Annotated in this window: 27 protein-coding genes; 16 read left to right on the top strand and 11 right to left on the bottom strand. The window is 69.3% G+C overall.

Features of this window, described 5'->3' with window-relative positions; translation table 11 throughout:
- Positions 1–195: 195 nt before the first annotated feature.
- Positions 196–903 (top strand): hypothetical protein, encoded by a 708-nt coding sequence (locus tag ACIRGA_RS28745; RefSeq protein ID WP_400946543.1) that lies wholly within the window; start codon positions 196–198, stop codon positions 901–903.
- A gap of 2 nt (positions 904–905) precedes the next feature.
- On the opposite strand, the gene ACIRGA_RS28740 is transcribed toward ACIRGA_RS28745, so the two are convergent.
- Positions 906–1,067 carry a hypothetical protein gene (locus ACIRGA_RS28740; RefSeq protein ID WP_400946541.1) on the bottom strand — a complete coding sequence of 54 codons (162 nt, stop codon included), beginning with the start codon at positions 1,065–1,067 and terminating at the stop codon, positions 906–908.
- Between the two features lie 51 nt (positions 1,068–1,118).
- On the bottom strand, positions 1,119–1,607 hold the full coding sequence (locus ACIRGA_RS28735; protein ID WP_400946538.1) for a DoxX family protein: 489 nt from the start codon (positions 1,605–1,607) through the stop codon (positions 1,119–1,121).
- Between the two features lie 85 nt (positions 1,608–1,692).
- On the opposite strand from ACIRGA_RS28735, the gene ACIRGA_RS28730 reads away from it, so the two are divergent.
- Complete coding sequence (locus tag ACIRGA_RS28730) at positions 1,693–2,229, top strand: TetR/AcrR family transcriptional regulator (RefSeq protein ID WP_400946535.1); 537 nt, start codon at positions 1,693–1,695, stop codon at positions 2,227–2,229.
- On the opposite strand, the gene ACIRGA_RS28725 is transcribed toward ACIRGA_RS28730, so the two are convergent.
- Positions 2,230–2,997 (bottom strand): SDR family oxidoreductase, encoded by a 768-nt coding sequence (locus ACIRGA_RS28725; RefSeq protein WP_400946532.1) that lies wholly within the window; start codon positions 2,995–2,997, stop codon positions 2,230–2,232.
- Between the two features lie 170 nt (positions 2,998–3,167).
- Here ACIRGA_RS28725 and ACIRGA_RS28720 point away from each other — a divergent pair, with 170 nt between their 5' ends.
- The 3 genes from ACIRGA_RS28720 (at position 3,168) to ACIRGA_RS28710 (ending at position 6,389) form a co-directional block, all read left to right on the top strand.
- The gene (locus ACIRGA_RS28720; protein ID WP_400946529.1) at positions 3,168–4,691 is read left to right on the top strand and encodes a trypsin-like serine protease; all 1,524 of its coding nucleotides are present in this window, start codon (positions 3,168–3,170) and stop codon (positions 4,689–4,691) included.
- A gap of 112 nt (positions 4,692–4,803) precedes the next feature.
- Positions 4,804–5,172 (top strand): YciI family protein, encoded by a 369-nt coding sequence (locus ACIRGA_RS28715; protein ID WP_400946527.1) that lies wholly within the window; start codon positions 4,804–4,806, stop codon positions 5,170–5,172.
- A complete protein-coding gene (locus ACIRGA_RS28710) occupies positions 5,160–6,389 on the top strand; it encodes an RNA polymerase sigma factor (protein WP_400946525.1) in 1,230 nt (409 codons plus the stop codon). The genes ACIRGA_RS28715 and ACIRGA_RS28710 overlap by 13 nt, the downstream gene beginning before the upstream one ends.
- Here the strand turns inward: ACIRGA_RS28710 and soxR are convergent.
- Positions 6,379–6,825, bottom strand: a complete 447-nt coding sequence (soxR, locus tag ACIRGA_RS28705) for a redox-sensitive transcriptional activator SoxR (RefSeq protein ID WP_400946523.1) — start codon at positions 6,823–6,825, stop codon at positions 6,379–6,381. The two genes, ACIRGA_RS28710 and soxR, sit on opposite strands and share 11 nt — an antisense overlap.
- A gap of 52 nt (positions 6,826–6,877) precedes the next feature.
- On the opposite strand from soxR, the gene ACIRGA_RS28700 reads away from it, so the two are divergent.
- The 3 genes from ACIRGA_RS28700 to ACIRGA_RS28690 all read left to right on the top strand — a co-directional run bounded on the left by ACIRGA_RS28700 (position 6,878) and on the right by ACIRGA_RS28690 (position 9,512).
- Positions 6,878–7,486, top strand: coding sequence for a hypothetical protein (locus ACIRGA_RS28700; protein WP_400946520.1), 609 nt, complete (start codon positions 6,878–6,880; stop codon positions 7,484–7,486).
- A complete protein-coding gene (locus tag ACIRGA_RS28695) occupies positions 7,483–8,307 on the top strand; it encodes an NAD(P)H-binding protein (protein ID WP_400946518.1) in 825 nt (274 codons plus the stop codon). The genes ACIRGA_RS28700 and ACIRGA_RS28695 overlap by 4 nt, the downstream gene beginning before the upstream one ends.
- Positions 8,308–8,432: 125 nt before the next feature.
- Entirely contained in the window at positions 8,433–9,512 is a 1,080-nt protein-coding gene (locus ACIRGA_RS28690; protein ID WP_400946515.1) for a methyltransferase, read from the top strand.
- On the opposite strand, the gene ACIRGA_RS28685 is transcribed toward ACIRGA_RS28690, so the two are convergent.
- Positions 9,481–10,365, bottom strand: coding sequence for a LysR family transcriptional regulator (locus tag ACIRGA_RS28685; protein ID WP_400946513.1), 885 nt, complete (start codon positions 10,363–10,365; stop codon positions 9,481–9,483). The genes ACIRGA_RS28690 and ACIRGA_RS28685 overlap by 32 nt on opposite strands.
- 70 nt (positions 10,366–10,435) lie before the next feature.
- Between ACIRGA_RS28685 and ACIRGA_RS28680 the strand changes: the two genes are divergently transcribed.
- Both ACIRGA_RS28680 and ACIRGA_RS28675 read left to right on the top strand, forming a co-directional pair.
- Complete coding sequence (locus ACIRGA_RS28680; protein ID WP_400946510.1) at positions 10,436–11,770, top strand: FAD-binding oxidoreductase; 1,335 nt, start codon at positions 10,436–10,438, stop codon at positions 11,768–11,770.
- Positions 11,771–11,867: 97 nt separating this feature from the next.
- Positions 11,868–13,049, top strand: a complete 1,182-nt coding sequence (locus ACIRGA_RS28675) for an acyltransferase family protein (protein WP_400946508.1) — start codon at positions 11,868–11,870, stop codon at positions 13,047–13,049.
- 1 nt (position 13,050) lies between these two features.
- On the opposite strand, the gene ACIRGA_RS28670 is transcribed toward ACIRGA_RS28675, so the two are convergent.
- From ACIRGA_RS28670 to ACIRGA_RS28660, 3 genes are read right to left on the bottom strand one after another with little or no spacing between them, the layout of a single operon-like run.
- Entirely contained in the window at positions 13,051–13,467 is a 417-nt protein-coding gene (locus ACIRGA_RS28670) for a nitroreductase family deazaflavin-dependent oxidoreductase (RefSeq protein ID WP_400946506.1), read from the bottom strand.
- A gap of 36 nt (positions 13,468–13,503) precedes the next feature.
- Positions 13,504–13,854: a PLDc N-terminal domain-containing protein gene (locus tag ACIRGA_RS28665; RefSeq protein WP_400946504.1), complete on the bottom strand. Its 351-nt coding sequence runs from the start codon at positions 13,852–13,854 to the stop codon at positions 13,504–13,506.
- A gap of 37 nt (positions 13,855–13,891) precedes the next feature.
- Positions 13,892–14,566 (bottom strand): oxidoreductase, encoded by a 675-nt coding sequence (locus tag ACIRGA_RS28660; RefSeq protein ID WP_400946502.1) that lies wholly within the window; start codon positions 14,564–14,566, stop codon positions 13,892–13,894.
- A 73-nt stretch (positions 14,567–14,639) separates the two neighbouring features.
- Here ACIRGA_RS28660 and ACIRGA_RS28655 point away from each other — a divergent pair, with 73 nt between their 5' ends.
- Positions 14,640–15,488 carry a PaaX family transcriptional regulator C-terminal domain-containing protein gene (locus ACIRGA_RS28655; protein ID WP_400946499.1) on the top strand — a complete coding sequence of 283 codons (849 nt, stop codon included), beginning with the start codon at positions 14,640–14,642 and terminating at the stop codon, positions 15,486–15,488.
- On the opposite strand, the gene ACIRGA_RS28650 is transcribed toward ACIRGA_RS28655, so the two are convergent.
- On the bottom strand, positions 15,485–15,883 hold the full coding sequence (locus ACIRGA_RS28650; RefSeq protein WP_400946496.1) for a RidA family protein: 399 nt from the start codon (positions 15,881–15,883) through the stop codon (positions 15,485–15,487). The two genes, ACIRGA_RS28655 and ACIRGA_RS28650, sit on opposite strands and share 4 nt — an antisense overlap.
- Before the next feature lie 48 nt (positions 15,884–15,931).
- On the opposite strand from ACIRGA_RS28650, the gene ACIRGA_RS28645 reads away from it, so the two are divergent.
- On the top strand, positions 15,932–18,283 hold the full coding sequence (locus ACIRGA_RS28645) for a bifunctional salicylyl-CoA 5-hydroxylase/oxidoreductase (RefSeq protein ID WP_400946493.1): 2,352 nt from the start codon (positions 15,932–15,934) through the stop codon (positions 18,281–18,283).
- Entirely contained in the window at positions 18,280–19,422 is a 1,143-nt protein-coding gene (locus tag ACIRGA_RS28640) for an acyl-CoA dehydrogenase family protein (RefSeq protein ID WP_400946491.1), read from the top strand. Before ACIRGA_RS28645 ends, ACIRGA_RS28640 begins: the two co-directional genes overlap by 4 nt.
- Here the strand turns inward: ACIRGA_RS28640 and ACIRGA_RS28635 are convergent.
- Complete coding sequence (locus tag ACIRGA_RS28635; protein WP_400946489.1) at positions 19,394–20,029, bottom strand: DUF2306 domain-containing protein; 636 nt, start codon at positions 20,027–20,029, stop codon at positions 19,394–19,396. The two genes, ACIRGA_RS28640 and ACIRGA_RS28635, sit on opposite strands and share 29 nt — an antisense overlap.
- 185 nt (positions 20,030–20,214) lie before the next feature.
- On the bottom strand, positions 20,215–21,603 hold the full coding sequence (locus ACIRGA_RS28630; RefSeq protein WP_400946487.1) for a GH1 family beta-glucosidase: 1,389 nt from the start codon (positions 21,601–21,603) through the stop codon (positions 20,215–20,217).
- Between the two features lie 85 nt (positions 21,604–21,688).
- Between ACIRGA_RS28630 and ACIRGA_RS28625 the strand changes: the two genes are divergently transcribed.
- From ACIRGA_RS28625 to ACIRGA_RS28615, 3 genes are all read left to right on the top strand, one after another.
- Positions 21,689–22,933, top strand: coding sequence for an ROK family protein (locus ACIRGA_RS28625; RefSeq protein ID WP_400946484.1), 1,245 nt, complete (start codon positions 21,689–21,691; stop codon positions 22,931–22,933).
- Between the two features lie 110 nt (positions 22,934–23,043).
- Positions 23,044–24,270 (top strand): RICIN domain-containing protein, encoded by a 1,227-nt coding sequence (locus ACIRGA_RS28620; RefSeq protein WP_400946482.1) that lies wholly within the window; start codon positions 23,044–23,046, stop codon positions 24,268–24,270.
- The gene (locus ACIRGA_RS28615; protein WP_400946479.1) at positions 24,174–26,105 is read left to right on the top strand and encodes a ricin-type beta-trefoil lectin domain protein; all 1,932 of its coding nucleotides are present in this window, start codon (positions 24,174–24,176) and stop codon (positions 26,103–26,105) included. The genes ACIRGA_RS28620 and ACIRGA_RS28615 overlap by 97 nt, the downstream gene beginning before the upstream one ends.
- The last annotated feature ends 35 nt before the right edge of the window (positions 26,106–26,140 follow it).

The raw sequence follows: 26,140 nt of genomic DNA, 5'->3' as shown, positions 1-26,140 counted from the left end.
GGACAGACCTACGACAGCCCGCCTCCACCACTCCACGAACCCCGACCACCAGCCAACGAACCGCCACCGTTCTGAACCCATCGCCGAAAAACGGCGACGATCCAGACCGAAACACGGCAATCCACCTACGGTCTGAGCCGGCAAATCGGCCCCTGACCCGATCCGCGCCGCCACCGCGATCGGCACGCTCACAGCATGGAAACCGACTACGTCTTCCCGGGCCGCCGCGTCGCCGCGGTCTCGATGATCCTCGGCCCGGTCCTGCTGCTCACCGGAACGCTGCTGCGGTCACCCTTCGGCTTCTTCTTCCCCGACCAGCTGCAAGCGATGAGCGAGCATCCCGCGCTGATGACGGCCGCATACACGTGTTTCCTGGCGGGCAACGTCCTGCTGTGGCCCGCGATCGTCGCGCTCGCCACGAAGATCGGCCGCACCAGGCCGGCGTTGGCCGCTTGGGGTGGCTTGTCCGTCCTTTTCGGACTCTTCGAACGGACCTTTCACGCCGGGATCGACCAGGCCGCGCAGGGACTCGCCGAGCGCCGCGGCCCCGGTTTCGCCGAGAGCGTGGTCAGCGAGTCGTACCAGGACCTGCATCTGTTCAGTTTCCTGTCGTTCACCATCATGTTCGGCTGGTACGTCCTCGCCTTCGCCGCCTATCGGGCGAAGGCGCTCGGCGTCGCCGGGTCGATCGGGCTGGCGACGATGGGACTTCTGCCGCTCGGTGTTTTAAAGGGAACTGAAATCGTGTCGATCATCGGCACCGCCGGACTTTGTCTCGCGTTGGTTCCGGCCGGCGTCCGCGCATTACTGGAAAGTCCCAAACCGAGCCGCCGGACGATGGTGCTCGCGGCGATCGCCGTTCCGGTTCTGGGCGGCCTCGCCTTCGCGAGCGCGCTGGGCTGAGATCAGGCCAGGCGCGCGGGCGCTTTTCCTTTTCTGTCACCGGATTCGTGTTCGCGTCCCGCCGGGAGGCAGCTCATCAGCAGTACGACACCGACAGCACCGAGAAGCATGTGCCCGGCGAGGATGCACAGCCCACAGAATCCGATCCACAATGAGATCTTCATTCTCAGAGAGTAGGGGCATTCTCGAGAGCGGGGCCCGAACTTGGGAAAGACTTAAGGTCTCCTTTGGGCAAAGGGTCTGTCCGGCGTACGCGCGTAATGCACCACCAGTGACACCGTCGCGGCCAGGAAGACCACCTGCATCAGGCTCCGCGGCACCAGTTCGTCCATCGTCGAGGTCACCGGACCGTGCAAAGCCTTGTACACGTTCGCCGGGAACATCCCCAGCAACAGCAGAGTCAGCCCGGCGGTCGCCCACGGCGCCGTGCGCGACCACAGCACCCCCGCGGCGCCCGCGAGTTCGAGGACGCCGGTGACGGTGACCAGCAGTTCCGGCGCGGGCAGCGCGGGCGGCACCATCGCGACGAGCTCCTCGCGCAGGCCGATGAAGTGCGCGAGACCGGTGGTGACGAACAGTGCCGCGACACCGCCGCGCACGGCCACCGGCCACGGCTTCAGGCGCTGGACGCCGAAGACGCCCAGCAGGGACAACGTCGCCGTGACGCCGATCAGCATCAGTACGGGTACGAGACCGGGATCCATGACATGCCTCCAAGAAAGCAGCGAATCTTTCCACTGACAAGATGCGCCGTTGCGGGCCATCTTGTCAATGACTAGATTTGACGTCATGAGTCCCTACCACCACGGCGACCTCCGCCGGGCCGTGCTCGACGCCGCCGTCGCGGCCATCACCGAACACGGCCCGGCCGGGATCAGCCTCCGCGACCTCGCCCGGCGCGCCGGGGTCTCGCACGCCGGGCCGGTGCACCATTTCGGTGACAAGGCCGGGGTGCTCACCGCGCTGGCCGCCGAGGGGTTCGGCCTGCTCGCGGACGCGCTCGCGGCCGAGAGCGACCGGGACTTCGTCGAGGTCGGAGTGGCTTACGTGCGCTTCGCGATCGAGCATCGCGCGCATTTCGAGGTGATGTTCCGTCCCGAGCTCCACCGCGAGGACGACGCGGCACTGACCGCCGCCCGTGACCGCGCGGGGGCCCTGCTGACCAGCGGCGCGTCGTCGGTCAGCGACGACGCGATGGCGGGGGTCGCGGCGTGGTCGTTGATGCACGGTTTCGCGAACCTGTGGCTCACCGGCGCGCTGCGCGCCGAGCACCTCGAGGATCCGGACACCGCCGCCCGCGCGATCGCCCGGATCCTCTTCCCGTGATCAGACCTGCGCGGTGGGCATCACGGTGACCTGCTGAAGGTTCACCCGCGCCGGGAGCGAGGTCAGGAACGCCACGGTCTCGGCGATGTCCTCCGGCTTCAGCCAGGTCAGCGACTCGCGCGCGCCGTCCAGCCACTCCAGCGCGCCGGCGTCGGTGACGTGCCCCTGCAGCTCCGTCTCGACCAGGCCCGGCTCGATCGCCGCGACCCGCACGCCCTTCGGGCCGAGGTCGGCGCGAAGGTTCTTCGACAGGTGCGTCACGTATGCCTTCGAAGCGACGTACACGGCGAAGGAGGGGAAGACGGCCTGTGCTCCGATGGACGAGGTGTTCACCAGGTCCGCGACACCCTTTTCGGCCGCCGAGGCGACCAGATGCGGGACGAACGCGCCGATGGCGTTCATCAGGCCGGTCATGTTGACGTCGATCATGCGCTGCCAGTCGCCGGTGGCGAGTTCGTCGATCGGCGCGGCCAGCATCACGCCGGCGTTGTTGAACAGCAGGTCCGCACGGCCCAGTTTCGCCTCGATCTCGGCCGCCGCGGCTCGCATCGCCTCGGCGTCGGCGACGTCGGCCGCGAGCACGAGCGCGGTACCGCCGTCCCGCTCGATCTCCTTGGCCAAGATTTCCAGCCGGTCGGCCCGGCGGGCGATGAGCGCGACCGCCGCACCGGAGGCCGCGAGCCGCCGAGCGGCCGCCTCGCCGATCCCGCTGGACGCTCCGGTGACGACGGCGACCCTGTTCGCGTGCGGTGCCGGGGAGTTCGTCATCTCTGTTTCTCCTAAGTGGACTCGTTCTCGGTGACAAGTCCAGGAAACCGGGCCCCGCGCGGAGATGGCACGGTCTGTTCAGCCTGGGTCCGGCAGTACCAGTCAGGCCGCGCACGGAACTGTTACGTGCTCATCGAGCTCCGCGGACACGGACCGGCCAGCGTGGCCCTATGCGAATCCGATCCCTCGCGCTCGCGCTGATCCTGACGACGGCCGTCGCGGCCCCGGCGTCCGCCGTCATCGGCGGCACCGAGTCCACCAAGCCCTACGACTTCATGGTCTCGCTTCAGTACGACTCGCCCCGCCCGGACGGGCACCGATGCGGTGCGGTGCTCGTCGCGCCCCAGTGGGCCGTCACCGCCGGCCATTGCGCCAACACCCCGAACGGCGCGACGGCGGGCGTCCCCCGCGGCTGGAAGGTCCGCGTCGGCTCGCTGACCACCACCACCGGGGGCGAGGTCGCCGACGTCGACAAGTTCTACCGGCGCCACCTCTCCTACAACCCTCCCGGCGAGGACATCGCGCTGCTGCACCTGCGCGAACCGGTGCGCGCCAAGCCCATCCGGCTCGCCGAAAGCACCCCTGCCGTCGGAACCCCCGTCCGCATCCTCGGCTGGGGCGCGGCGTCGACCGGCTGCGACGACTTCGCCGACCCGAAGTGCTTCCCGAGCAAGCTGCGTGAGGCGGACACCGAGGTCGTGCCACTCGATCGCTGCTGGGACGACGACGGGCACACCCTGCCGTTGTGCGTCGGCCGCACCGATCCTCCGGTCGGGCCGGGGACGACGGACTCCGGCGGACCCGCCCTGATCCGTTCGGGTGACGGCTGGGCACTGGCGGGAACGGTCATCGGACCGGGTATCCGGGGCGCCGACTTCCCCGACATGTACACCGATGTCGCGAAGAACTCCGCCTGGATCAAGGGCATCGTGACCGGGACCGACGTCCCGCCGGACGACCCCGGCCCGAACGTGGAGGGCACGGCCGCGGTGGGCGACTGCGTCGGCGCGGTGGTGCGTGCCGCCTCCGCGCGTCCCCACGACCAGGCGCTGGCGCTGACCAACGGCCATTGCGTGCCGAGCGGGCGCCCCGCACCGGGGAAGGCCCTGGTCGACCGGCCCGCCGACCTGCCCCGCCCGGTCACCATCGCCGGCCGGGACGGCTACCCGAAGAGCAGCGCCCGCGCCACCCGGCTGGTGTACGCGACGATGACCGGCACCGACGTCGCGCTGTACCGGCTGGACAAGACCTACGCGCAGCTGGCCAGGGAAGGCGCGAAGGTCTTCCGGCTGGCCACTGCCCCGATGCGCGCCGGAGACCGGCTCCTCATGGCCTACGCCAGCGGCCGCCCGCAGTGCACGATCGAGGCCGTGGTGCCGCATCTGCGCGAGGCCGGATACCAGCAGGACGACGCGGTTCGCTATGCCGCGAGCGAGACCTGCGTGAGCAGGCCCGGCTACTCCGGATCGGCCCTTCTGACCCTCGACGCGAATACGGTGATGGGCATCAACAACACCCACAACCGGGACGGCGAGCAATGCACCGAGGGCAACCCGTGCGAGGTCGGCCGGGACGGGGCCGTGACCGTGCGGAAGGGCAGCGGCTACGGCCAGCAGGTTCACCGGATCTCCGCCTGCCTTGCCAAGGGCTCACGGCTCGACCTGTCCCGCCCCGGTTGCCGGCTGCCCGTCTGACCTGCGACGAAATGCGCGGAAAGAAAAAAACCGGAAAGATCGCCGTCGCTGTCGAATCGGCGGGACGCTCTTCGTATAGGGAGTGAAAGTCCGCACGAACGAGGAGGACGTCATGACCCAGTACCTGATCAGCCTCTACCACCCCGACGGCCCCACCCCGCCGCCGGAGTTCCTCGAACCGGTGATGCGCAAGATCCAGGCGCTCAACGACGAGATGAAGACCGCGGGCGTGTGGGTGTTCGCCGCCGGCCTGCACCCGCCGACGACGGCGACCGTGCTGCGGGCGACGGAGAACGGCCAGATCGCGACGCTCGACGGCCCGTACCTCGAGGGGAAGGAACATCTCGGCGGTTTCACCATCGTCGAGGTGCCGGATCTGGACGCCGCGCTCGACTGGGGCCGCCGGGTCGCCGAGATCACCTATCTCCCGGTCGAGGTCCGGCCGTTCCAGGGTGTGGACGACCCTTCGTGCGTGCCCTGACCTCCGAAGACATCGGCCGCGTCTTCGCACAGGAGTACGGCCGCGCGGTATCCGTGCTGGTCCGCGTCTTCGGCAGTATCGACATCGCCGAAGACGCGGTCCAGGACGCCTTCGCCGAGGCGGTGGACCGGTGGCCGTCGAGCGGTCCGCCGCCCAGCCCGGCGGGCTGGATCATCACGACCGCCCGCAACAAGGCCGTCGACCGCCTGCGCCGGGAGGCCGCGCGCGACGACAAGCACGCCCAGGCCGCGCTGCTCAACGCGGACAGTGCCGAGAGTGAACCAGTCGAGGAGGGCCCGGTGCGCGACGATCGCCTGAGGCTGATCTTCACCTGCTGCCACCCCGCGCTGTCCGTCCCCGCGCAGGTCGCGTTGACGCTGAAACTGCTGGGCGGGTTGACCACCGGCGAGATCGCGCACGCGTTCTTCGTCCCGGAGACGACGATGGCCCAACGGCTGGTCCGGGCGAAGGGCAAGATCCGCGACGCGAAGATCCCGTATCGCGTCCCCGGCGACGCCGACCTGCCGGACCGGCTGCGTTCGGTGCTCGCCGTGATCTACCTCGTGTTCAACGAGGGCTACGCGGCCAGCTCTGGCGAGCGGCTGGTGCGGGAGGACCTGTGCGCCGAGGCGATCCAGCTCGGCAGGCTGTTGGCGGGCCTCATGCCCGACGAACCGGAGGCCACCGGGCTGCTGGCGCTGATGCTGCTCACCGAGTCGCGTCGCGCCGCCCGCACCGGTGAGGACGGCGACGTCGTGCTGCTGGCGGAGCAGGACCGGTCAAGGTGGGACCGGGCGTTGATCGCCGAAGGTCAGGCCCTGGTCCGTTCCTGCCTGCGCCGGAACCAGCCGGGGCCGTACCAGATCCAGGCGGCGATCAACGCCGTCCACAGCGACGCCGCCGACACGGCGAGCACGGACTGGTCGCAGGTCGTCGAGCTGTACGACCTGCTGCTGGCGATGAATCCGACGCCGATCGTCGCGCTCAACCGGGCGGTCGCGGTCGCCGAAGTACGCGGCCCGGAGACGGCGCTCGACGTGATCGACGCCCTCGACCTGGAGGGATACCACCTGTACCACGCCATCCGCGCCGATCTGCTGCACCGCGCGGGCCGCCCGGCGGAAGCCGCCCAGGAGTACGAAGAGGCGATCCGGCAGGCGGGGAACAGCGCCGAACGGCGGCTGCTGGAACGCAAGCTGGCCGTGCTCAGTCGCTGATCAGCCGCGCCGGGCCCGGTCCCTTGGCGGCGAGGAAGTCGCCTGGATTCACCAGCACGCACTGATCGAAGGACAGGCAGCCGCAGCCGATGCACTCGGTGAACCGGTCCCGCATGCACTCCAGCTGCTGGATGCGCTTGTTCAGCTCGGCGCTCCAGCAAGCCGAAGCCCGCTGCCAGAACGCGTGATCCGGCGCCGCGCCTTCGGGCAGGAAATCGAGTACGCCGCCGATCACCTCCAGCGGGATGCCGAGGTGGTGCGAAGCGCGGATGAACGCGACGAGGCGGAGCGTGCTCCGCGGGTAGCGGCGCTGGTTCCCGCTGGTCCGCCTGCTGCTGATGAGGCCCTGGCGTTCGTAGAACCGCAGGGCGGAGGTGGCGACACCGCTGCGCCGCGACAGCTCCCCGATGGTGAGTTCGGCCGGGAGTTCGGACATGCCGACGATCCTAGCTTGACTTCAACCCTTGTTTAAGTTTCATGCTGGAGGCATGACAGTACAGGGGACCTCCGAAATGACCATCCACAAAGGACATTGGCCGAAGCCGGACGAGGCGACGGTCGCGGTGGCGCGGGAATGGCCGAGCGCCGACGCGGCACGGGCGGCGTTCAAAAGCCACGAAGGGCTCGTTTCCTTCACCGCGTATGAAGGCATCGACCACGACGGCGCCTTCACTTACGAGCAGTGGACCAGCGAAGACGCCATCGCGGACCTGGACGGCGCACCCGTGTTCCAGCTCTACCGCGGGCAGCGCGGCGAGGGGACGCCCGGCTGCCTCGTGATCGTCTCGGTCGAATTCGAGGGACCCGACGAGCGACGGCAGCGCGACTGGATCAACCTCGTCTTCGAGGCGATGGCGTCGGAACCCGCGCGGCCGGAAGGCGGGATCTCGGGCTTCTTCCACGTGAGCACCGACGGCACCAGGGTGCTGAACTACGCCGAATGGGCCAGCGCCGAAGCCCACCTCGCCGCGCTCGCGGCCCCCGGCGCCGACGGCATCGGGACGACGGACGTGTGGAAGAAGGTGCAGACCTACCCGGGGATGTCGGGCGGGTCGGTCAAGCGGTACCGCCCGATCTTCTCGGCGGTGGCGGCATGAAGCCGATCCTGGTCGCCGGCGCGACGGGCAACGTCGGTTCGCAGGTGGTCGCCCAGCTGCGGTCGCGAGACGTCCCGGTCCGGCCGCTGAGCCGGAATCCGCCGCCGGACGGCGTCCGCGGAGACCTGGCGAAACCGGAGACGATCGCGCCGGCGCTCGACGGCGTCGACACCGTGTTCCTCATGCTCTCCGGGGCCGCCGAGGCCCTGGTCCCCACGGTGTCACTGCTCGGCGAACGCGTGAAGCGCGTCGTGTTCCTTTCCTCGGGCGCCGTCGACGATTCCCTGGCGCAGCAGGACAACGCCATCGGCGCCTGGCATCGCAGCGTCGAGGAGGCGATCGAAGCCGCGGGCGTGGAATGGACTTTTCTGCGGCCGCACGGGTTCGCGACCAACACTCTCGGCTGGGCGCCGTCGATCCGCGCGGACGGCGTCGTCCGCGGCGCGTACGGGGAGGCGTCGATGCCGCTGATCCACGAAAAGGACATCGCGGCGGTGGCCGTCGAAGCGCTCACCGGCGACCGGCACGCGGGAGCGAAGTACGTGCTCACCGGCACGCGGCCGATCTCGCAGATCGACCAGGTCCGGATCATCGGCGAGGCCGCGGGCCGCCCGGCGCGCTGGGAGGAGATCCCGCTCGACGAAGCCCGTGCCGCCCTGCTCACCAAGATGCCGGACTTCGTCGTCGACACGATGCTGACCGGATTCCGGGAGCTGGTGGGGCAACCGGGCGAGGTCACCTCGACCGTCCAGGACGTCACCGGCAGGCCGGGCCTGGACTTCGAGGTCTGGGCGGCCGAGCACGCCGCCGCGTTCCGGTAAGCTCGGGTTCGTGTCGACACCGGTTCATGCCGCGGTGGTCCACTAGCCACCGTTCCCGACCTTGTCCCCCGACGAGCCACGCCCGCGGGGTCTCTTCGCCGCGGGCGGACCCAGGAACGGAAACCATGAACCCACTGTCCACAAAGGACGGTGGTCGGCGCTGGCTGACCACCGTCGGCACGAAAATGCCCGGAACCGTCGTCGCCGTCGACGACCGCATCACCGCAGGCGAGGCGTTCCGGCTGGCCGCGGCCGGCACCGGCCTCGCCTGGCACGGCGACTTCCCCGGCGCGCGGAACCTCCTCGCCGCGATGTCCCGGCGCTGCGGTACCGCGGCCGGGAAACCCTTTCAGGACCAGCGGAACCATCGGTCACGCCGGGCGCGGATCCTCGGCAGGCTGCTGGTCCCGCTGGATCCGGGCCACGTCCTGCCGTTGCGCCGTGGGCCGGACGTACGCGAGGCGTGCGCGGAGGTCTACGGGCCGTCCGAAGCCGCGTCACTGGTGTCCTTGCGCGAACTGCTCGGTGTCATCGGCGCGCACGAATGGCGTGTGAAGGGCGTCGAAATCCCGGCGCTCGGCGCGAAGATCCACCCGCACCATGGGGTCTTCTCCCCCATCCGCGGCGAGTATGTCGATCTGGTGGCGAGAACTCCCTTGCCCGCCAAGGAACTGGCGTTCGACATCGGCACCGGGACCGGCGTGCTCGCCGCGCTCCTCGCGCACCGGGGAGTCGAACGCGTGGTGGCGACGGACAACGAACCCCGCGCGCTCGCCTGCGCGCGGGAGAATTTCGCCCGGCTCGGCTTCAGCGGGCTCGAAACCCTTGAGGCGGACGTGTTCCCGCCGGGCCGCGCACCGCTGATCGTCTGCAATCCGCCTTGGCTGCCCACCCGCGCGCACACCCCGCTCGAACGCGCCGTCTACGACCCGGGAAGCCGGATGCTGAAGGCGTTCCTCGACCGGCTGCCCCGGCACCTCGAACCCGGCGGGGAGGCGTGGCTGATCCTGTCCGACCTCGCCGAACTGCTGGGCCTGCGCTCGCGCGAAGAACTCCTCGACGCGTTCGAGCGTTCCGGCCTCGAAGTCCTGGGCAAAGAGGGCATCCGGCCGAGGCATCCGCGGGCCAACGCGAAGGAGGTGACCACGCTGTGGCGACTCAAAACGGGGCGGCTCACAACCCGAGCAGCGCCCGTGCCTGACTGATGAACACGCGGGCGGCGGGGCTGACCGGCCCCTCCGTCCGCCAGGCCAGCGCCAGTTTCGCCCGCAGCCCGGCGGGCCGCGTGATCTTCATGGCGTGCAGTTTCGTGTAATGCGTCGCCAGCGACATCGGCACCACGGCGACGCCGAGCCCGCGCCCGACCAGTTCGGCGACGACGTTCGGGTCGCCCGCCTCCAGCGTCACCCTCGGCTGCGCGCTGTCGGCGAGGAACGCGGCGTCGACGATCGCGCGCATGCCGGTGCCCTTCGGCAGGCTCACCAGCGACCGGCTTTCCAGCTCCGACAACGTGATCGTGGCCTGCCCGGTGAGCGGATCGTCCGGCCCGGAGATGGCGACCAGCGGCTCGTCGAGGACGACCTCCAGGCCGATCCCCGGCGGCGGTTCACCGGAGACCCCGATCAGCGCGACGTCGAACCGGCCGTCGGCGACACCGGCGAGCAGGACGTCGGAGGTCGCTTCGGCGAGCGTGATGTCGACGGCCGGATGACGCTCGTGGAACCGCGCGAGCAGATCCGGCAGGTTGACCGGGCCACGCGAGGACACCATGCCCATCGCGACCTGCCCGCGGACGAGCCCGGTGAGATCGTCGACCGCCTGCCGCACCCCGGCGACGGCGGCGAGCGCGGCCCGCGCGTGCGGCAGCGCGGCCGCGCCGACCTCGGTCAGCCGCACCGCCCTGGCCGACCGGTCGAGCAGCGGCTGCCCGAGTTCGCGTTCGAGGCGGCGGATCTGGGCACTGACGCCGGGCTGCGCGACGTGCAGGCGCTCGGCGGCGCGGGTGAAATTCGCTTCCTCGGCCACCGCGACGAAGTATTCGAGCTGACGCAGTTCCATAACCGATGATTCTAGTTACCAGACGAACCAGATCTTGGACTTCTGACCGAATCGAGACCACGCTGGTGTCATGACCACGATGCTCCGCTCCGGCGACCCGGATTACGACACCGAACTCGCCGGTTTCCAGACCGCAGTGCCCCGCCGCCCCGACGTCATCGTGCCCGCCGCTTCGGCCGCCGACGTCGTCGAGGCCGTCCGTCACGCCGCCGAGCACGACCTCCCGATCGCCGTCCACTCGACCGGGCACGGCGTGGGCGTCCCCTTCGAGGGCGGCGTCCTCGTCACCACCCACCGCATGACCGGCATCCGGATCGAAGACGGCGTCGCACGGGTCGACGCGGGCGTGCGCTGGAGTGCGGTCATCGAAGCGGCCGCCGAACACGGGCTGGCGCCGCTCAGCGGTTCCTTCCCCGGCGTCGGCGTCGTCGGCTACACCCTCGGCGGCGGGTTCAGCCTGCTCGGCCGCAAGTACGGGCTGGCCGCCGACCAGGTGACCGCGATCGAGGTCGTGACCGCCGACGGCGAGCTCCGGCGCGCCACCCCGGACACCGAAAGCGACCTGTTCTGGGCACTGCGCGGCGGCCGCGACAACTTCGGGATCGTCACCGCGCTCGAGTTCCGGCTCGTCCCGGTCACCCGGCTGTACGGCGGCAGCCTGCAGTTCGGCACCGGATCGCTGTCCGCGGTGCTCCACGCCTGGCGTGACTGGGCGGCGGAGATGCCGCGCGAGATGACGTCGTCGCTGGCCATGGTCCCGATGCCGGATCTGCCGATGGTGCCCGAGCCGCTGCGCGGGCAGCATGTCGCGCAGATCCGCATCGCCTACCTCGGCGACGCCGCCGAGGGCGAACGCCTGGTCGCCCCGCTGCGCGCCGCCGCGCCCGTACTGGGTGACACACTCGCCGAGCTCCCGTTCACCGAATCGGGGAAGATCGCGAACGAGCCGCCGTTCCCGCACGGCTACCGCGCCGACAACGCCACCGTGTCCGAGCTCAACGACATGATGCTCGACGCGATCCTCGACCACGCCGGTCCCGGCGCCCCGGTGCCGACCGTCGTCCTGCTGGACCTGCTCGGCGGTGCGCTGTCCGACCTGCCCGAGCACCCCGGCGTCGGCTGGGACCGTGAAGCCCGCTTCACCGTCCGGGCACTGTCCGTAGTGGACGACGCGGGCATGGCCGAGATCAAGGCGGCCCACGCGAAGCTGTTCGACGCGCTGAAGCCCTGGTCGACGGGCAAGCTCCTGACCTTCGTCTACGGCGACAGCGGCGCGGGCGACGAAGCGGCCAAGGTCTATTCCGCGGCGGATCTGCGGCGGCTCGCCCAGGTCAAGGCGGCCGTCGACCCGGCGAACCGCTTCCGGCTCACCCATAACGTCGAACCGGCGCGTGACGCTGGGTGATCTCCGAAACCCGCTGGTAGGAGGCACCTATCCGGCGCGCGGGCACCGCGGGCGGCCCCCGTATACTTCCGGGCCGATACCGCCATTAGGGGGCACTGTGCGCACTTTGGACCATGACGAGTTCCTCGCCATGCGTCGGTTCCCCGCGCTCGACGGGCTGCGCGCGATCGCGGCCACCATCGTGATCCTCTTCCACTTCGCGGGTCCGAAGTGGAGCTGGCTGTCCGGCTGGGTCGGTGTCTACATCTTCTTCGTGCTGTCCGGTTTCCTGATCACGACGCTGCTGCTTCGTGAGCAGGACCGGACCGGCCGGATCTCGCTTTCGGCGTTCTACCTGCGGCGCGTGTTCCGGATCCTGCCGCCGTACCTGGTGATCCTCGGCGGGATCGTCGTGTTCGTGTGGCTGCGCGGGGAGTTCTTCACCCGCGACTTCCCGCACGCGCTGAAGTACTACCTGACCTTCTTCAACGAGTTCTTCCCCGCCAGCGGGGGCAACGGCGCGGACAACTTCTTCAGCGGCTCGTGGACGCTGGGCATCGAGGAGAAGTTCTACCTGTTCTGGCCGTTCTTGCTGGTGGTCGCGGGAGCCGTCGGGCTGGCCGCGGCCTGGCGCAAACTCGCGCTGGCGTTCGCCGCGTTCGCGCTGATGGCCGGGCTGGTCGGGGTCACCAGCGGCTGGGTGCTCAACGGGCCGCAGGCGCCGATCTACCGGTCGACCGTGCACTACGCGATCCTGCTGATCGGCTGCGTGCTGGCGATCGCGATGCACTACCGCCGGTCCTACGCGGTGATCAAACCGCTGACCCACCCGCTCGCGGCGATCCCGGTGTTCGGCGCTTTCGCGTTGCTGCACGTCAACATGGAAAGCCTGTGGTGGGAGACCGGCAGCAACCTCGGCCTGCTGATCGCGTACGGCCTGCTCTCGGCGATGTTGCTGGTCGTGCTGGTCTCGCCGGGGCCGCTGCGCTGGCTGCTGGCCACGAAGGTGATGCGGTTCGTCGGTGAGCGTTCGTACTCGCTCTACCTGCTGCAGGGCCCGGTGCACTTCGCCGTGGTCGCGGCGATCCCGCCGCTGGGCGAGCACCGGATGATCAGCGCGCTGACCGTGTTCGCGGTCGGGCTCGGGATCGCGGATCTCATCCACCGCTGGGTGGAGCAGCCGATGATCCTCACCGGCAAGAAGCTGATCGCGCGCCGCCAGGAGCGCAAGGCGCTGCGTGCGGCCGAAGCCGAACTCAAGCGCCCGAACGCCGTCGAAGCCCCCAGCGGCGCGCGCTGAATCAGCGCGAGAGGGTGACGATCGGGATCACCCGGTCGGTCTTCTGCTCGTAGTCCGCGAAGCCCGGCATGATGCTGACCATCTTCGCGTAGAGACGGTCGCGCTCGGCGCGGTCTTCGAGCACGACGGTCGCGGTCGCCTCGAACTTCTCCGTGCCGACCTCGACGGTGACCTTCGGGTTCGCGAGGATGTTGTGGTACCAGGCGGGGTTCTTGTCCGCCCCGGCGTACGACGCGGCGACGACGTACTTGCCGTCCTCCTCCGCGTACGCGAGCGGCGACGTGCGCGGTTCGCCGCTCTTCGCCCCGATGGTGGTGAGCAGCAGCAGTGAGCCGCCCTCGAACGGGCCGCCCACCTTCCCCTCGTTCTCGCGGAACTCCTTGATGATGTTCTTGTTCCAGTCGAGTGCTTCGGACATCTCTTCCTCCAGTGTCGATCTTTCCGCCGAGGCTACTCAGCCCTCACGGGCCTTGCGGCGCTGCTCCTCGGCGCGCTCCCGACACTTACGAAGGAACTCTTCGTCGTCCTCGGCGCTGGTCGCGGCGAAGCGGCCCGGCCGGTCGTACTCCGGGAACGCCGGGCTCTCCCGCTCGTAGCGGCCGCGCGGCGCGCGGGCGGTGTGCTGCGGACGACCGGCGACCAGCCAGACGATCGAGCCGACCAGCGGGACGATCAGCACCAGCAGCAGCCACATCCCCTTCGGCATGTTGCGGCACGATCCCTCGTCCGTGGTGATCACGTCGACGATGCAGAAGATCCACAGACCGAGCGTGAGAACGCCGAACAAACCATTGAAATACAGCATCGAAAGACTCCCCAGTTCCAGATGACCGGGGTAAGTCTTAGCACAGGAGGGCGTCGAGAATTCCCGCGGCCACCAGCCGCGCCTGCGTTTCTCCCGGGCATTGTTTGGGCCCTGCTCCGAATGGACGTTCCGTCAGGTCCACCTCGACCACCTCGCCGCCGACCCATCGCCGCGTGACCCGGACGGGCGGATCCTCGCGCAGGACCCGGTCGAGCAGGCTTTCGGCGTCCTCGCCCGGCCGGTGCGCGGCCAGCGCCTTGCCGAGCAGCTTGGCCGTCGCGTCGCAGGCCTGCACCACGAGCCCGATCCGCGCCGCCGTCCGCTCGCCGGCGTCACCGCCGCAGACCTCGACCAGCCGCCGCATGGCTTCTTCGGCGCCGGCACCGATTTCCGTATGCGGGTGGTAGGCGGCGGAAACCTTCGCGATGTCGCGGGAAACGTCCGGCAGACCGAGTTCCGCGGCCAGCACGGCGACCGGGACCGTCCACACGACGCGCTCCACCGGCTCGTCCCGCATCTCCCGGGCGAGCGCGAAAGCCTTGTCCCGCAAGGACCCCATCGGCGCCAGCTCGGCGAGCACGAGCGCGCGCCGCCGCGCGTGGTCCTCCGGACGGCTGAACCGGGCGACGTTCGCCCGCAACCACCGGACGCCACCCGGCTCGACGTCCTGGGGCACCGGCGGAACGGGGGCTTCGATCAGGGGATTCTCCATACCGTGACGCTAAGTGCGGAACGCTTCGGTCACGGCCGAAACATGAGCTCATCGTCGTTGTTATGGTGACCGGGTGACGGCCGTGTCGGAGGCAACCGAAGTCGACGGCGCGGGGCGAACGGCGCAACCGCGCCAGTTGATCGTGACCGTGTACGGCCTCTACTCGCGCGGCGAGGGCGGCTGGCTCTCCGTCCGCTCCCTGATCGATCTGCTGGCCGGGGTGGACGTCGAGGAACCGGCCGTCCGGTCGTCCATCTCCCGGCTGAAACGGCGCGGGATCCTGTCCGCGGTCCGCCGGGACGGGGCCGCCGGCTACGAGCTTTCCGAGACCGCGCTGGCGATCCTGCGCGAAGGCGACGAGCGGATCTTCCGCCGCGAACGCGCCACTCCCGGCGACGGCTGGCTGCTCGCGGTGTTCTCCGTCCCGGAGGCCGAACGGCACAAGAGGCACGTCCTTCGCACGCAGCTCGCCCGGCTCGGCTTCGGGACCGCGTCGTCCGGCGTCTGGATCGCGCCCGCACATCTGCGTGACGCGACGTCCGACATGCTCCGGCGGCTCGAACTCGAGGGGTACGCCGACCTCTTCCACGCCGAGCACCTCGCGTTCGGCGACGTGCGGGAGAAGATCCGCGACTGGTGGGACCTCGACCAGCTCGAAGCGCTGTACACCGCCTTCCTCGACGAGCACTCGGCCGCGCTCCGGCGATGGCAGCGGCGCAAGACCACGGACGAGGCCGAAGCGTTCGCCGACTACGTCCGGGTGCTGACCGACTGGCGGCGGCTGCCTTATCTCGACCCTGGCCTGCCCGCCGAACTCCTGCCGCCGGGCTGGGCCGGGATCCGGGCCGCGGACCTGTTCTTCACGCTGCACGCGCGGCTCGGCGAGGCCGCGGCCGCGCACGTCTCGCGCACGCTGCCTTAAACGACCGCGAAGCCCTGCACCTCGACCAGCGCCTCCACATCCCAAAGCCGGCTGACGCCGATCCCCGCCATCGCGGGGTACTCGCTCCCGGCCAGCCGCTTCCACACCGCGCCGATCTCGCGCGCGTGGGCCCGGTAGTCGTCCATGTCGACGATGTAGATGGTCACGCTGCACAGATCCGACGGCTGCCCACCCGCCGCGCGCAACGCGGTGAGCAGGTTGGACAACGCGCGTTCGAACTGCTCGACCACACCCTCGCCGACGATGCGGTTCTCCTCGTCCAATGCCGTCTGACCGGCGAGGAAGACGAACCGGCCACTCGCCGCGACCGCGTGCGAGAAGCCGGAAGGGCGGCCGAGCTCGGGCGGGTTGATGCGCTCCATACGGGTCAGCATATCCCGTATCGTTGACGGTCGTACATACCGCGACATACCCTGAGCGACGTGCGTATCGCGGTGTTAGGCGGCGGCCCGGCGGGGCTCTACTTCGCCACGCTGGCGAAACAGCTCCATCCCGATCATGAGATCACCGTCTGGGAGCGCAACGCGCCCGACGACACCTTCGGGTTCGGGGTGGTGTTCTCCGACGAGACGCTCGGCGGGATCGAGCACGCCGATCCGGTGATCCACGCCGCCATGCGCCGGGAGTTCGCGCGCTGGGACGACATCGACGTCCACTTCCGCGGCACGGTGCACACCTCCGGCGGGCACGGGTTCGCCGCGATGAGCCGCAAGCGGCTGCTCGGCATCCTCCAGGAACGCTGCGCGGAGCTCGGCGTCGACGTGCGGTTCCACGCCGAGGCGCCGAGCGCGGCCGAGGCGAGCGCCGAGTACGACCTCGTCGTCGCGGCGGACGGCGTCAACTCCCCGACCCGCGGCGCCCTCGCCGAGAGCTTCCGGCCGTCCCTCCAGACCAGGCGTTGCAAGTACATCTGGCTCGGCACGGACCTCGTCTTCGACGCTTTCAAGTTCTACGTGCTCGAAACCCCGCACGGGATCATGCAGATCCACGGCTACCCGTACAGCGACACCGCGAGCACGTTCATCCTCGAACTGCACGAAGACGTCTGGCAGCGCGCGTTCGGCGAGATCGCCGCGACCGGGCTGGCACCGGGCGAAAGCGACGAGAAATCGATCGAGGTCATCCGCGAGCTGTGCGCGGACGTCCTCGGTGATCATCAGGTGTTCGCCAACAACTCGAAGTGGACCGCGTTCGCCACCGTCCGCTGCGCGAGCTGGCGGCACGAGAACGTCGTCCTGCTCGGGGACGCCGCGCACACGGCCCACTTTTCCATCGGCTCCGGTACGAAACTCGCCATGGAGGACGCGCTCGCGCTCGCCGCCTGCCTGCACGAACGGTCCGATATGGACAGTGCCCTCGAAGCGCATGAAGCCGAGCGTCGTCCTGTCGTCACCTCCACCCAGCGTGCCGCACAGGCGAGCCTGGAGTGGTTCGAGAACATGGGCCAGTACACCCATCAGGATCCGGCGCAGTTCGCGTTCAACATCCTCACTCGCAGCCGCCGCGTCACCTACGACAACCTGCGGCTGCGCGATCCCGAGTTCAGCGCCGAAATGGACGCCTGGTTCGCGTCCACTTTGGACTCCGACGTCCGGCCGCCGATGTTCCAGCCGTTCCGCATCGGGAACCTCGACCTGCCGAACCGCGTCGTCGTCTCGCCGATGGACATGTACTCCTCCGAAGACGGTGTCCCGACCGATTTCCACTTGGTACATCTGGGAAGCAAGGCGCTCGGCGGTGCCGGGCTGGTGATGACGGAGATGGTCTGCGTCTCCGAAACCGGCCGGATCACCCCGGGCTGCGGCGGGCTGTACACCGAAGAGCAGGAACAAGCGTGGAAACGGGTCACCGACTTCGTCCACGGGTATTCGCCCGCGCGGATCGGTGTCCAGCTCGGCCATTCCGGGCGCAAGGGCTCGACGAAACTGATGTGGGACGGCATCGACCAGCCCTTGCCGGAGGGCAACTGGGGGATCTGCGCCCCGTCCGCGATCCCGTACAGCGAAGCGAACCAGACCCCGCGCGAACTCACGCTCCCTGAGCTGCAAGAGATCCGCGACCAGTTCGCGCACTCCGCGGCCGCCGCCGCGCGCGCCGGATTCGACCTCCTCGAACTCCACTGCGCGCACGGCTACCTGCTGTCGTCGTTCCTGTCGCCCCTGACCAACCAGCGGACCGACGAATACGGCGGTTCGCTGGAGAACAGGCTGCGTTTCCCGCTCGAAGTCTTCGACGCCGTCCGCGCCGCGTGGCCCGCCGAGCGGCCGATGACGGTCCGCATCTCCGCGACCGACTGGTACGACGGCGGGATCGACGTCGACGACGCCGTCGAGATCGCCCGCGCGTTCGCCGAGCACGGCGCCGACGGCATCGACGTGTCGACCGGCCAGGTCGTCAGCGACGAGAAACCCGAGTACGGCCGCAGTTACCAGACGCCGTACGCCGACCGGATCCGCAACGAGATCGGGCGCGAGTACGGGATCGCGGTGATCGCCGTCGGTGCGATCTCCTCCTACGACGACGTCAACTCGCTGATCCTCGCGGGCCGCGCGGATCTGTGCGCGCTCGGCAGGACTCACCTTTACGATCCACAGTGGACACTGCACGCCGCCGCCGAGCAGGGCTATCCGATGCCGTGGCCGAAGCAGTTCGCGGCGGGCAGCCGGAAACCGCAGGGCGGCCGCACCGACGGGCCGAAACCACGGCTGGAACTCCTTCGCTCGGGAGAACCGGGCACCGCGCACGCCCGCTGGCGACCTGGGAGCGACCGATGACCGCCTTCGCACTGAGCCCCGAACAACAGGCCTTCGCCGACGAGGTCCGGCGGCTGGGCGCCGAAAAGCTCCGCCCGCTGGCCGAATCCGGCACCGAAGGCGCGGTGAACCGGCCGCTGCTCAAGGAAATGGGCGCGCTCGGCCTGCTTTCCCGGCTGTTCCCCGGGGTCGACGGCGGTAGCCCGAGCCGGGAAGCCGCCGCGACCGATCTCTGCATCCTGCGGGAATCACTCGCGAGCCAGAGCACCGAGGCCGAGACCGCGCTGGCGCTACAGGGTCTCGGCACGTATCCGGTGCTGCAGTCGGGGCAGGATTCGCAGGTCTCGAAGTGGGTCCCCGCCGTGGCCGCCGGTGACGCCGTCGCCGCTTTCGCGCTCACCGAACCGAACGCGGGCTCGGACGCGGCGGCGCTCGAGCTCGCCGCCGAACCCGACGGCGACGGCTGGCGTCTCACCGGTGAGAAGATGTGGATCTCCAACGCCCCCGAGGCCGACTTCTACAGCGTTTTCGCCCGCACGACACCGGAAGCCGGATCGCGCGGGGTTTCCGCGTTCGTCGTCCCCGCCGATCGCGCCGGCCTGTCCGGCGAGCACCTCGACCTGGTCAGCCCGCATCCCATCGGCACCCTCGTCTTCGACGGCGTCCGCGTGGAACGGGACGAGCTGCTCGGCGAACAGGACCGCGGTTTCGGCGTGGCCATGCGGACCCTGGACCTGTTCCGCCCGAGTGTCGGCGCGTTCGCCGTCGGGATGGCGCAGGCCGCGCTCGACGCCGCCGTCGCCCACGCGCAGAGCCGGATCGCGTTCGGCGGGCCGTTGCTGAAGCAGCAGACCGTGGCGCACACCCTCGCCGAAATGGCGACCCGCACCGAAGCCTCGCGCCTGCTCGTCTACGCCGCGGCCGCCGCCTACGACGCGGGCGAGCGGAACCTCGCCGGACGGGCCGCGATGGCGAAACTGTTCGCCACCGAGACCGCGCAGTACGTCGTCGACTCCGCCGTGCAGATCCATGGCGCGCGGGCGCTTCGGCGAGGACATCTGCTCGAACATCTCTACCGCGAGGTCCGGGCGCCGCGGATCTATGAAGGCGCGTCCGAAGTGCAGCGGACGATCATCGCGCGATCGCTGACTTCTTCCTAGCCGGACGGCGATCGAGATACCACTGCGTGGCGATCAGGACGAGCGTCGTGCTCAGCCAGGCCGTGATCGCGGCGACCGACTGCGAGTAGGCGAGTTCGCTGCCGCCGAACGTGGTCTCCAGCTGCGGTTCGAGCGAGATCATCGCGATCGGGCCGATCAGACGGCTCAGGATGATCGACAGGGTCAGCGCGAAACTGCGGATCATCCAGCGGCGGTGATCGCCGAACCGGCGCTGCCGTGCCGCGCGCCAGCCGGCGAACGTACACCCCAGCCACAGCACTCCGGCCACGACGTTGGCCACCCGCGTCGCCGGGCCGAACGGGCTCACCGACCCCACGGTCAGCGCCAGCAGCCCGGCCGGAAGGACGCCGGCGAAGACGTACACCCGGCCGATCTTCCGGTGCACCGCCGGGTATTTCGCCCGGAACCACGGCCAGATCTGGAGCAGCGCCCCGACCATCGCGATCGATCCGAACAGCACGTGCGCCGAGAGGAACCAGTAGTGCGAGGTGAACCCTGGCGGCTGCGGTACCCGGGACAGCGCGGGGTCCATCGCCAGATACGGCGGCATCGAAAAGGCCAGGAACACCACGACGACGACAGCCAATGGTCCTACCCATGGCCTTCGCCACCAAGATTTCCGTGGCGCAGTCTCCGGCTGGTCACGTTGTTCGAGCCTGACGGTCATCACTGTCCCCCACGTTTCCGGCAAGAACTTTCCGTTGCCGAACCTAGGACGCGGGGCCACCGGGAAGAATGGAGCGAGCCGCCGGTTCGAGGGTGGAGCGGGCCCTACCGCCGTCCGCCGCGCACCCGCTGGACGAGGTCGCGGTAGACCAGCCCGCTCTGCTTGATCGTGCGCGCCTGCGTCTCACGGTCGACCCGGACCAGGCCGAGCCGTTTCGCGTAGCCGTACGCCCATTCGAAACTGTCCAAAAAGGACCACGCGAAGTAGCCGCGGACGTCCGCGCCCGCCTGCCGCGCGGCGGCCGTGGCGGCGATATGCGCGGACAGGTACGCGGCGCGGTCGTCGTCGCGGACGAAACCTGTCTCGTCGGGGACATCGGCGAACGCGGCGCCGTTTTCGGTGACGTAAAGCGGAAGACCTGGGTAGTCCCGGCTGATCCGGACGAGCAGTTCGGTGAGCTTGTGCGGCAGGATCTCCCAGCCCAGCACCGTCGACGGCGCCCCGAACGGGACCTTGCGGAACGTGGGCATCCCGAAATGTTCCACCGCGTCCCCGTTCTCCTCCACCCCGGAGTACCGCGTCCCGAAGTAGTAGTCGATGCCGAGGAAGTCGAGCGGAGCCGCGATGATCGACGGGTCCCAAGGCTCGGACGGCAGGCGGATGCCCTGGCGCGCGAGGGTCTCGAGGACGTCCTCCGGGTACCGGCCGTGCACGAGCGCGTCGAGGTAGAACCGCGTCCCGATCCCGTCCTCGAAACGCGCGGCTTCGCGATCGGCCTCGCTGGGCGTGGCCGGGTCGGCGGTGCTCAGGTTGAGCGTGATGCCGAACTGCGTCCCAGGCGGCGCGAGTTCCCGCATCCGCCGCACCGCGAGACCGTGGCCGAGCAGCAGGTGATGCGCCGCCGCCATCCCCGCCTTCGCGTCGCGGCGGCCGGGCGCCATCACGCCGTGGACGTAACCGTGCATGGCCGTGCACCACGGCTCGCTCAGCGTGGTCCAGTGGCGGACACGATCGCTCAGCCGCTCGAACACGAGCATCGCGTAGTCGGCGAACCGGACGGCGGTGTCGCGCGCGGGCCAGCCGCCCGCGTCTTCGAGATGCTGGGGCAGATCCCAGTGGTACAGCGTCAGCCAGGGATCGATGCCGTTGTCGAGCAGCTCGTCGACCAGCCGGTCGTAGAAGGCGATCCCGGCGGGGTTGATCGCGCCGCGACCGCGCGGCTGCACGCGGGGCCACGAGACGGAGAACCGGTAGGTGTCGACGCCGAGTTCCTTGAGCAACGCGATGTCTGCGGGCATCCGGTGGTAGTGGTCGCAGGCGATCTCGCCGGTGTCACCGTGGTCGACGGACCACGGCGACTGGGCGTAGGTGTCCCAAATGGACGGTGTTCTTCCGTCTTCGGCGACCGCGCCTTCGATCTGGTACGCCGAGCTGCCGACCCCCCACCGGAAGTCCGGCGGCAAGGTGCCGATGAGCTCGTCGTCCCCCGTCATGACCCTCTTCCCGCCTTATTTCACCAGTTGATACATGGCGGAGGCTAAGGTCGTGGGGCATCCTGGAAAGGTCCGCCGCCATAAGATGGGTATCCGCATGCCTGCCAAGCGCACCACCGTCCGTGACCTGCGGCGGCACAACCGTTCCCTCCTGCTGTCGAAACTCTACTTCGACGGCCCGCTCAGCCGCCACGAATTGAGCGGTCTGACCGGGTTGAGCGCCGCGACCGTCAGCAACGTGACCGCCGAGCTCGGCGAAGAACGCCTCATCGTCGAAGCAGGCCTGGTCGAATCCGACGGCGGCAGGCCGCGCGTCCTGCTCCGCGTCGACCCGGCGTACGGCCATGTCGCGGGCGTCGACATCGGCGAGACCGGGGTGAAGGTCGAGCTGTTCGACCTCACCATGAACCGGCTCGCCACGGTCGAGCATCCCTTCGCCTCCCCGCGCCCGGACGCGGCCGCGGCGGTCACCCAGGTGGCGTCCGGGCTCCGGGAAGTGATCTCGGAATCGGGGATCGACGAGGCGACCGTGCTCGGTGTCGGCGTCGGCGTCCCCGGCACCGTCCACCAGGGCGAGGCGCTGCGGGTGCACGCGCCCACCATCGGCTGGAAAGAGGTCCCGCTCACGGACCTCCTGCGCGCGGAGGGTGTCGAGCTGCCGCTGTTCGTCGACAACGGCGCGAAAACCCAGGGCCAGGGCGAAATGTGGTTCGGTGCCGGCCGCGGCGCACGGCACGCCGTGATAGCGCTGATCGGCTCCGGGGTCGGCGCGGCCGTGATCACCGACGGCACCACCTACCGGGGTTCCACCAGCAGCGCGGGCGAATGGGGCCACACGACGATCGTCTACGGCGGACAGGAATGCCGCTGCGGATCCCGCGGCTGTCTGGAGTCCTACGTCGGCGCGGAGGGCGTCCTCGCCCGCTATCGCAAGACGCGCGGCGGAAAAGCGCCGGAGGACGACGAGCAGACCCAGTTCGCCGCCCTGCTGGAGTCGGCGGGCAAGTCCAAGGCGGCGGCCAAGGTGCTGGAAGAGACCGCGGGCTATCTCGGCGCGGGCATCGGCAATTTGATCAACCTGTTCAACCCGGAGCGGATCGTGCTGGGCGGCTGGGCCGGGCTGGCGCTCGGCGAGGAGTACCTGCCCGAGATCCGCCGGGCGGCGGGCGAGCACGCGCTGGCGCACGTGTTCGACCAGACCGAGATCGAACTCGGCAAGCTCGGGCCCGACGCCGTCGCCATAGGAGCCGCCACCCTCCCGGTCGCCGCCCTCCTGGAGCAGGGCGCGGACCCGCGGACGGCCGGGTCGAAGCGGGGCACCGCCGCCTGACCTTAATTCGAGGTCGAAAATTACGTCTTGTCGCAGTGGTAGAGACCATGCATACTTTGTTGTCAGGCACAACAAAGTAGCTTTTCTGCCTGCGAAGAGAGGCGACAACGATGTCCATCTCCTCCCGTTTTCGCTGGGCGGCGCTCCTCGCCGCCGGCGTCCTCCTCGGCTCACTCCCCGCCACCGCACAGGCCCCGGCCTCCGAGGCCGCCGTCATGGCCGCGTCCTTCACCGACGACTTCAACGGGCCCGCCGGCGCGGGTATCGACACCTCGAAATGGCATTTCGAGACCGGCGACAACGTCAACAACCACGAGCGGCAGTGGTACACGTCCGGGACGAACAACGCGGCGCTCGACGGCCAGGGCAACCTGGTCATCACCGCTAAGAAGGAGAACCCGGGCAACTACAACTGCTGGTACGGGCGCTGCGAGTACACCTCGGCGCGGCTGTCCACGCAGGGCCAGTTCACCCAGACCTACGGCCGGTTCGAAGCGCGGATGAAACTGCCGCGCGGCCAGGGGATGTGGCCCGCGTTCTGGATGCTCGGCGCCGACATCGGCAACGTCGGCTGGCCCAACAGCGGCGAGATCGACATCATGGAGAACGTCGGCTTCGAGCCGAACACGGTGCACGGCACCATCCACGGCCCCGGCTACTCCGGCGCGGGCGGCATCGGCGCGGCCTACAACGGCCCGAACTTCTCCGACGACTTCCACACCTACGCCGTCGACTGGGCGCCGAACCAGATCAAGTGGTACGTGGACGGGAATCTCTATCAGACCCGCACCCCCGCCGATCTCAACGGCAACCGCTGGGTCTTCGACCACCCCTTCTACCTGATCCTGAACCTCGCCGTCGGCGGCTACTGGCCGGGTGACCCGAACTCCAGCACGGTCTTCCCGCAGCGTCTCGTCGTCGACTACGTGCACGTCAATTCCAGCGACACGGCCGGACGGAGCGGCCGGATCACCGGCATCGGCGGGAAGTGCGTCGACGTGGCGGGAGCGAACACCGCCAACGGGACCCCGATCCAGATCACCGACTGCAACGGGAACGCCGCGCAGAACTGGACCGTCGGCGGCGACGGCACGATCCGCGCGCTCGGCAAGTGCCTGGACGTCTCCGGCGGCGGGACCGCGGACGGCACGGCCGTGCAACTGTGGGACTGCAACGGATCCGGCGCGCAGAAATGGGCGATCAGCGGCGCGCGCGACATCGTGAACCCGCAGGCGAACAAATGTCTCGACGCCACCGGGAACAGTTCCGCGAACGGGACCAGGCTCCAGATCTGGACCTGCGGCGGTGGCGCGAACCAGAAGTGGACGACGCCGTGAAACGGCTGCCGCTGCTCGGTGCCGCGGTGATCGCGGCGGCCACGCTCGTCGCGACCCCGGCGCAGGCCGCCGGTGAGACCGTGAACATCTGGCTCACCACCACGAACGACTCGCGCGGCGTGAACGTCACGCGCGGGCTCCAGCAACAGTCACCGGTCAATTTCGCCGCGGGTACCGGAACCGGACAGCAGACCATCACCGTCGACGAGAACACGACGTACCAGCAGTTCGAAGGCGCGGGCGCGTCGTTCACCGACACCGCGGCGTGGCTGATGAAGGGCAGCGGCGCGCTGTCGCAGGCGACTCGCGACGAGACCATGCGGAAGCTGTTCGATCCCGTTTCGGGGATCGGCGTCAACTTCATCCGCAACCCGCTCGGCTCCTCGGATCTGGCGCGGTTCAGCTATTCGTTCGACGATCTCCCCGCCGGGCAGACCGATCCGAGCCTGGCGAAGTTCTCGATCGGCCATGACCTCGACAGCATCCTGCCGCTGACCAAGCAGGCCAGGGAGATCAACCCGGCGACCAAGGTGATGGCGTCACCGTGGAGCGCGCCGCCGTGGATGAAGGACAACGGCGACTTCAAACTGGGCTGGCTCAAGGCCGAGTACTACCCGGCGTACGCCCAGTACTTCGTCAAGTACATCCAGGCGTACCAGGCGCAAGGTGTCCCGATCCATTACGTGTCGGTGCAGAACGAGCCGACGTGCTGCGCGAGCTATCCGTCGATGAACTGGAACGGCGCCGGTCTCCAGTACTTCACGAAGACGAACCTGCTGCCCGCCTTGAAGGGACTGTCCACAAAGGTCCTCGCGCTGGACTGGAACTGGGACAAGTACGCGGAATTCGGCGCGCCGACGATGGACGACGCCTCGATCCGCACCGACCCGAACTTCGGCGGGATGGCGTGGCACGGCTACGGCGGCGACGTCGCGCAGCAGACCGCCGTGCACAACCAGTACCCGAACGTTCCCGCGTACAGCACGGAACACTCCGGCGGCACCTGGGTGAGCCACCAGCAGGCCGAAGACATGGCGAACATCGTCGACTACACCCGGAACTGGAGCAAGAGCTTCGTCAAATGGAGCCTCGCGGTGGACCAGAACATGGGGCCGCACAACGGCGGCTGCGGCACCTGCACCGGGCTGATCACCGTCCACAATGGAGATTCGCGGCACGGGCAGGTCGACTACACCGTCGAGTACTACACGATGGGTCACCTGACGAAGTTCGTGAAGCCGGGCGCGTACCGGATCTCGTCCAACGACAACTCCGCCGTGCGGAACGTCGCGTGGAAGAACCCGGACGGGTCGAAGGCGCTGATCGCGTACAACACCAGTGGTACGAGCCAGAACGTGCGCGTCAACTGGGGCGGGCAGTCCTTCACGTACACCCTGCCCGCGTCGACGTCGGCGACGTTCACCTGGGCGGGGACCCAGTCGGGCGAGGGCGGGCGCACGGGCGCGATCACCGGGCTGGGTGGTAAATGCGTCGACGTCGCCGGGGCGGACAGTGCGAACGGGACGGCGGTGCAGCTGTACGACTGCAACGGTTCGGGCGCGCAGCGGTGGTCGTTCCAGGCGGACGGCACGGTGCGGGCGCTGGGCAAATGCCTCGACGTCACCGGGATGTCCACGGCGGACGGCGCGCGGCTGCAACTGTGGGACTGCGCGGGCGGACCGAATCAGCGATGGGCGGCCAACGCCGCCCGCGACCTGGTGAACTCCGGTTCGGGTAAATGCCTGGACGCCACCGGGAACTCCTCGGCCAACGGCACCCGCCTGCAGATCTGGTCCTGTACCGGCGCCGCCAACCAGAAGTGGACCACCCCCTAGCGCCCCTCGCGTTTCGTCCTCTGAATGCGGTGGTT

It is taken from the genome of Amycolatopsis sp. NPDC102389 (genome assembly GCF_044765885.1).
Lineage (GTDB): Bacteria > Actinomycetota > Actinomycetes > Mycobacteriales > Pseudonocardiaceae > Amycolatopsis.
The sequence above is the reverse complement of the archived record's forward strand: the minus strand, read 5'-3'. Positions and strand labels throughout refer to the sequence as shown.

Excerpts from the sequence above, each read along its gene's own strand:
- ACIRGA_RS28745 (WP_400946543.1), top strand. The coding sequence starts at position 196 with ATGGAAACCGACTACGTCTTCCCGGGCCGCCGCGTCGCCGCGGTCTCG.
- ACIRGA_RS28740 (WP_400946541.1), bottom strand. The coding sequence starts at position 1,067 with ATGAAGATCTCATTGTGGATCGGATTCTGTGGGCTGTGCATCCTCGCC.
- ACIRGA_RS28735 (WP_400946538.1), bottom strand. The coding sequence starts at position 1,607 with ATGGATCCCGGTCTCGTACCCGTACTGATGCTGATCGGCGTCACGGCG.
- ACIRGA_RS28730 (WP_400946535.1), top strand. The coding sequence starts at position 1,693 with ATGAGTCCCTACCACCACGGCGACCTCCGCCGGGCCGTGCTCGACGCC.
- ACIRGA_RS28725 (WP_400946532.1), bottom strand. The coding sequence starts at position 2,997 with ATGACGAACTCCCCGGCACCGCACGCGAACAGGGTCGCCGTCGTCACC.
- ACIRGA_RS28720 (WP_400946529.1), top strand. The coding sequence starts at position 3,168 with ATGCGAATCCGATCCCTCGCGCTCGCGCTGATCCTGACGACGGCCGTC.
- ACIRGA_RS28715 (WP_400946527.1), top strand. The coding sequence starts at position 4,804 with ATGACCCAGTACCTGATCAGCCTCTACCACCCCGACGGCCCCACCCCG.
- soxR (WP_400946523.1), bottom strand. The coding sequence starts at position 6,825 with ATGTCCGAACTCCCGGCCGAACTCACCATCGGGGAGCTGTCGCGGCGC.
- ACIRGA_RS28700 (WP_400946520.1), top strand. The coding sequence starts at position 6,878 with ATGACAGTACAGGGGACCTCCGAAATGACCATCCACAAAGGACATTGG.
- ACIRGA_RS28695 (WP_400946518.1), top strand. The coding sequence starts at position 7,483 with ATGAAGCCGATCCTGGTCGCCGGCGCGACGGGCAACGTCGGTTCGCAG.
- ACIRGA_RS28690 (WP_400946515.1), top strand. The coding sequence starts at position 8,433 with ATGAACCCACTGTCCACAAAGGACGGTGGTCGGCGCTGGCTGACCACC.
- ACIRGA_RS28685 (WP_400946513.1), bottom strand. The coding sequence starts at position 10,365 with ATGGAACTGCGTCAGCTCGAATACTTCGTCGCGGTGGCCGAGGAAGCG.
- ACIRGA_RS28680 (WP_400946510.1), top strand. The coding sequence starts at position 10,436 with ATGACCACGATGCTCCGCTCCGGCGACCCGGATTACGACACCGAACTC.
- ACIRGA_RS28670 (WP_400946506.1), bottom strand. The coding sequence starts at position 13,467 with ATGTCCGAAGCACTCGACTGGAACAAGAACATCATCAAGGAGTTCCGC.
- ACIRGA_RS28665 (WP_400946504.1), bottom strand. The coding sequence starts at position 13,854 with ATGCTGTATTTCAATGGTTTGTTCGGCGTTCTCACGCTCGGTCTGTGG.
- ACIRGA_RS28660 (WP_400946502.1), bottom strand. The coding sequence starts at position 14,566 with ATGGAGAATCCCCTGATCGAAGCCCCCGTTCCGCCGGTGCCCCAGGAC.
- ACIRGA_RS28650 (WP_400946496.1), bottom strand. The coding sequence starts at position 15,883 with ATGCTGACCCGTATGGAGCGCATCAACCCGCCCGAGCTCGGCCGCCCT.
- ACIRGA_RS28640 (WP_400946491.1), top strand. The coding sequence starts at position 18,280 with ATGACCGCCTTCGCACTGAGCCCCGAACAACAGGCCTTCGCCGACGAG.
- ACIRGA_RS28630 (WP_400946487.1), bottom strand. The coding sequence starts at position 21,603 with ATGACGGGGGACGACGAGCTCATCGGCACCTTGCCGCCGGACTTCCGG.
- ACIRGA_RS28625 (WP_400946484.1), top strand. The coding sequence starts at position 21,689 with ATGGGTATCCGCATGCCTGCCAAGCGCACCACCGTCCGTGACCTGCGG.
- ACIRGA_RS28620 (WP_400946482.1), top strand. The coding sequence starts at position 23,044 with ATGTCCATCTCCTCCCGTTTTCGCTGGGCGGCGCTCCTCGCCGCCGGC.
- ACIRGA_RS28615 (WP_400946479.1), top strand. The coding sequence starts at position 24,174 with ATGTCTCGACGCCACCGGGAACAGTTCCGCGAACGGGACCAGGCTCCA.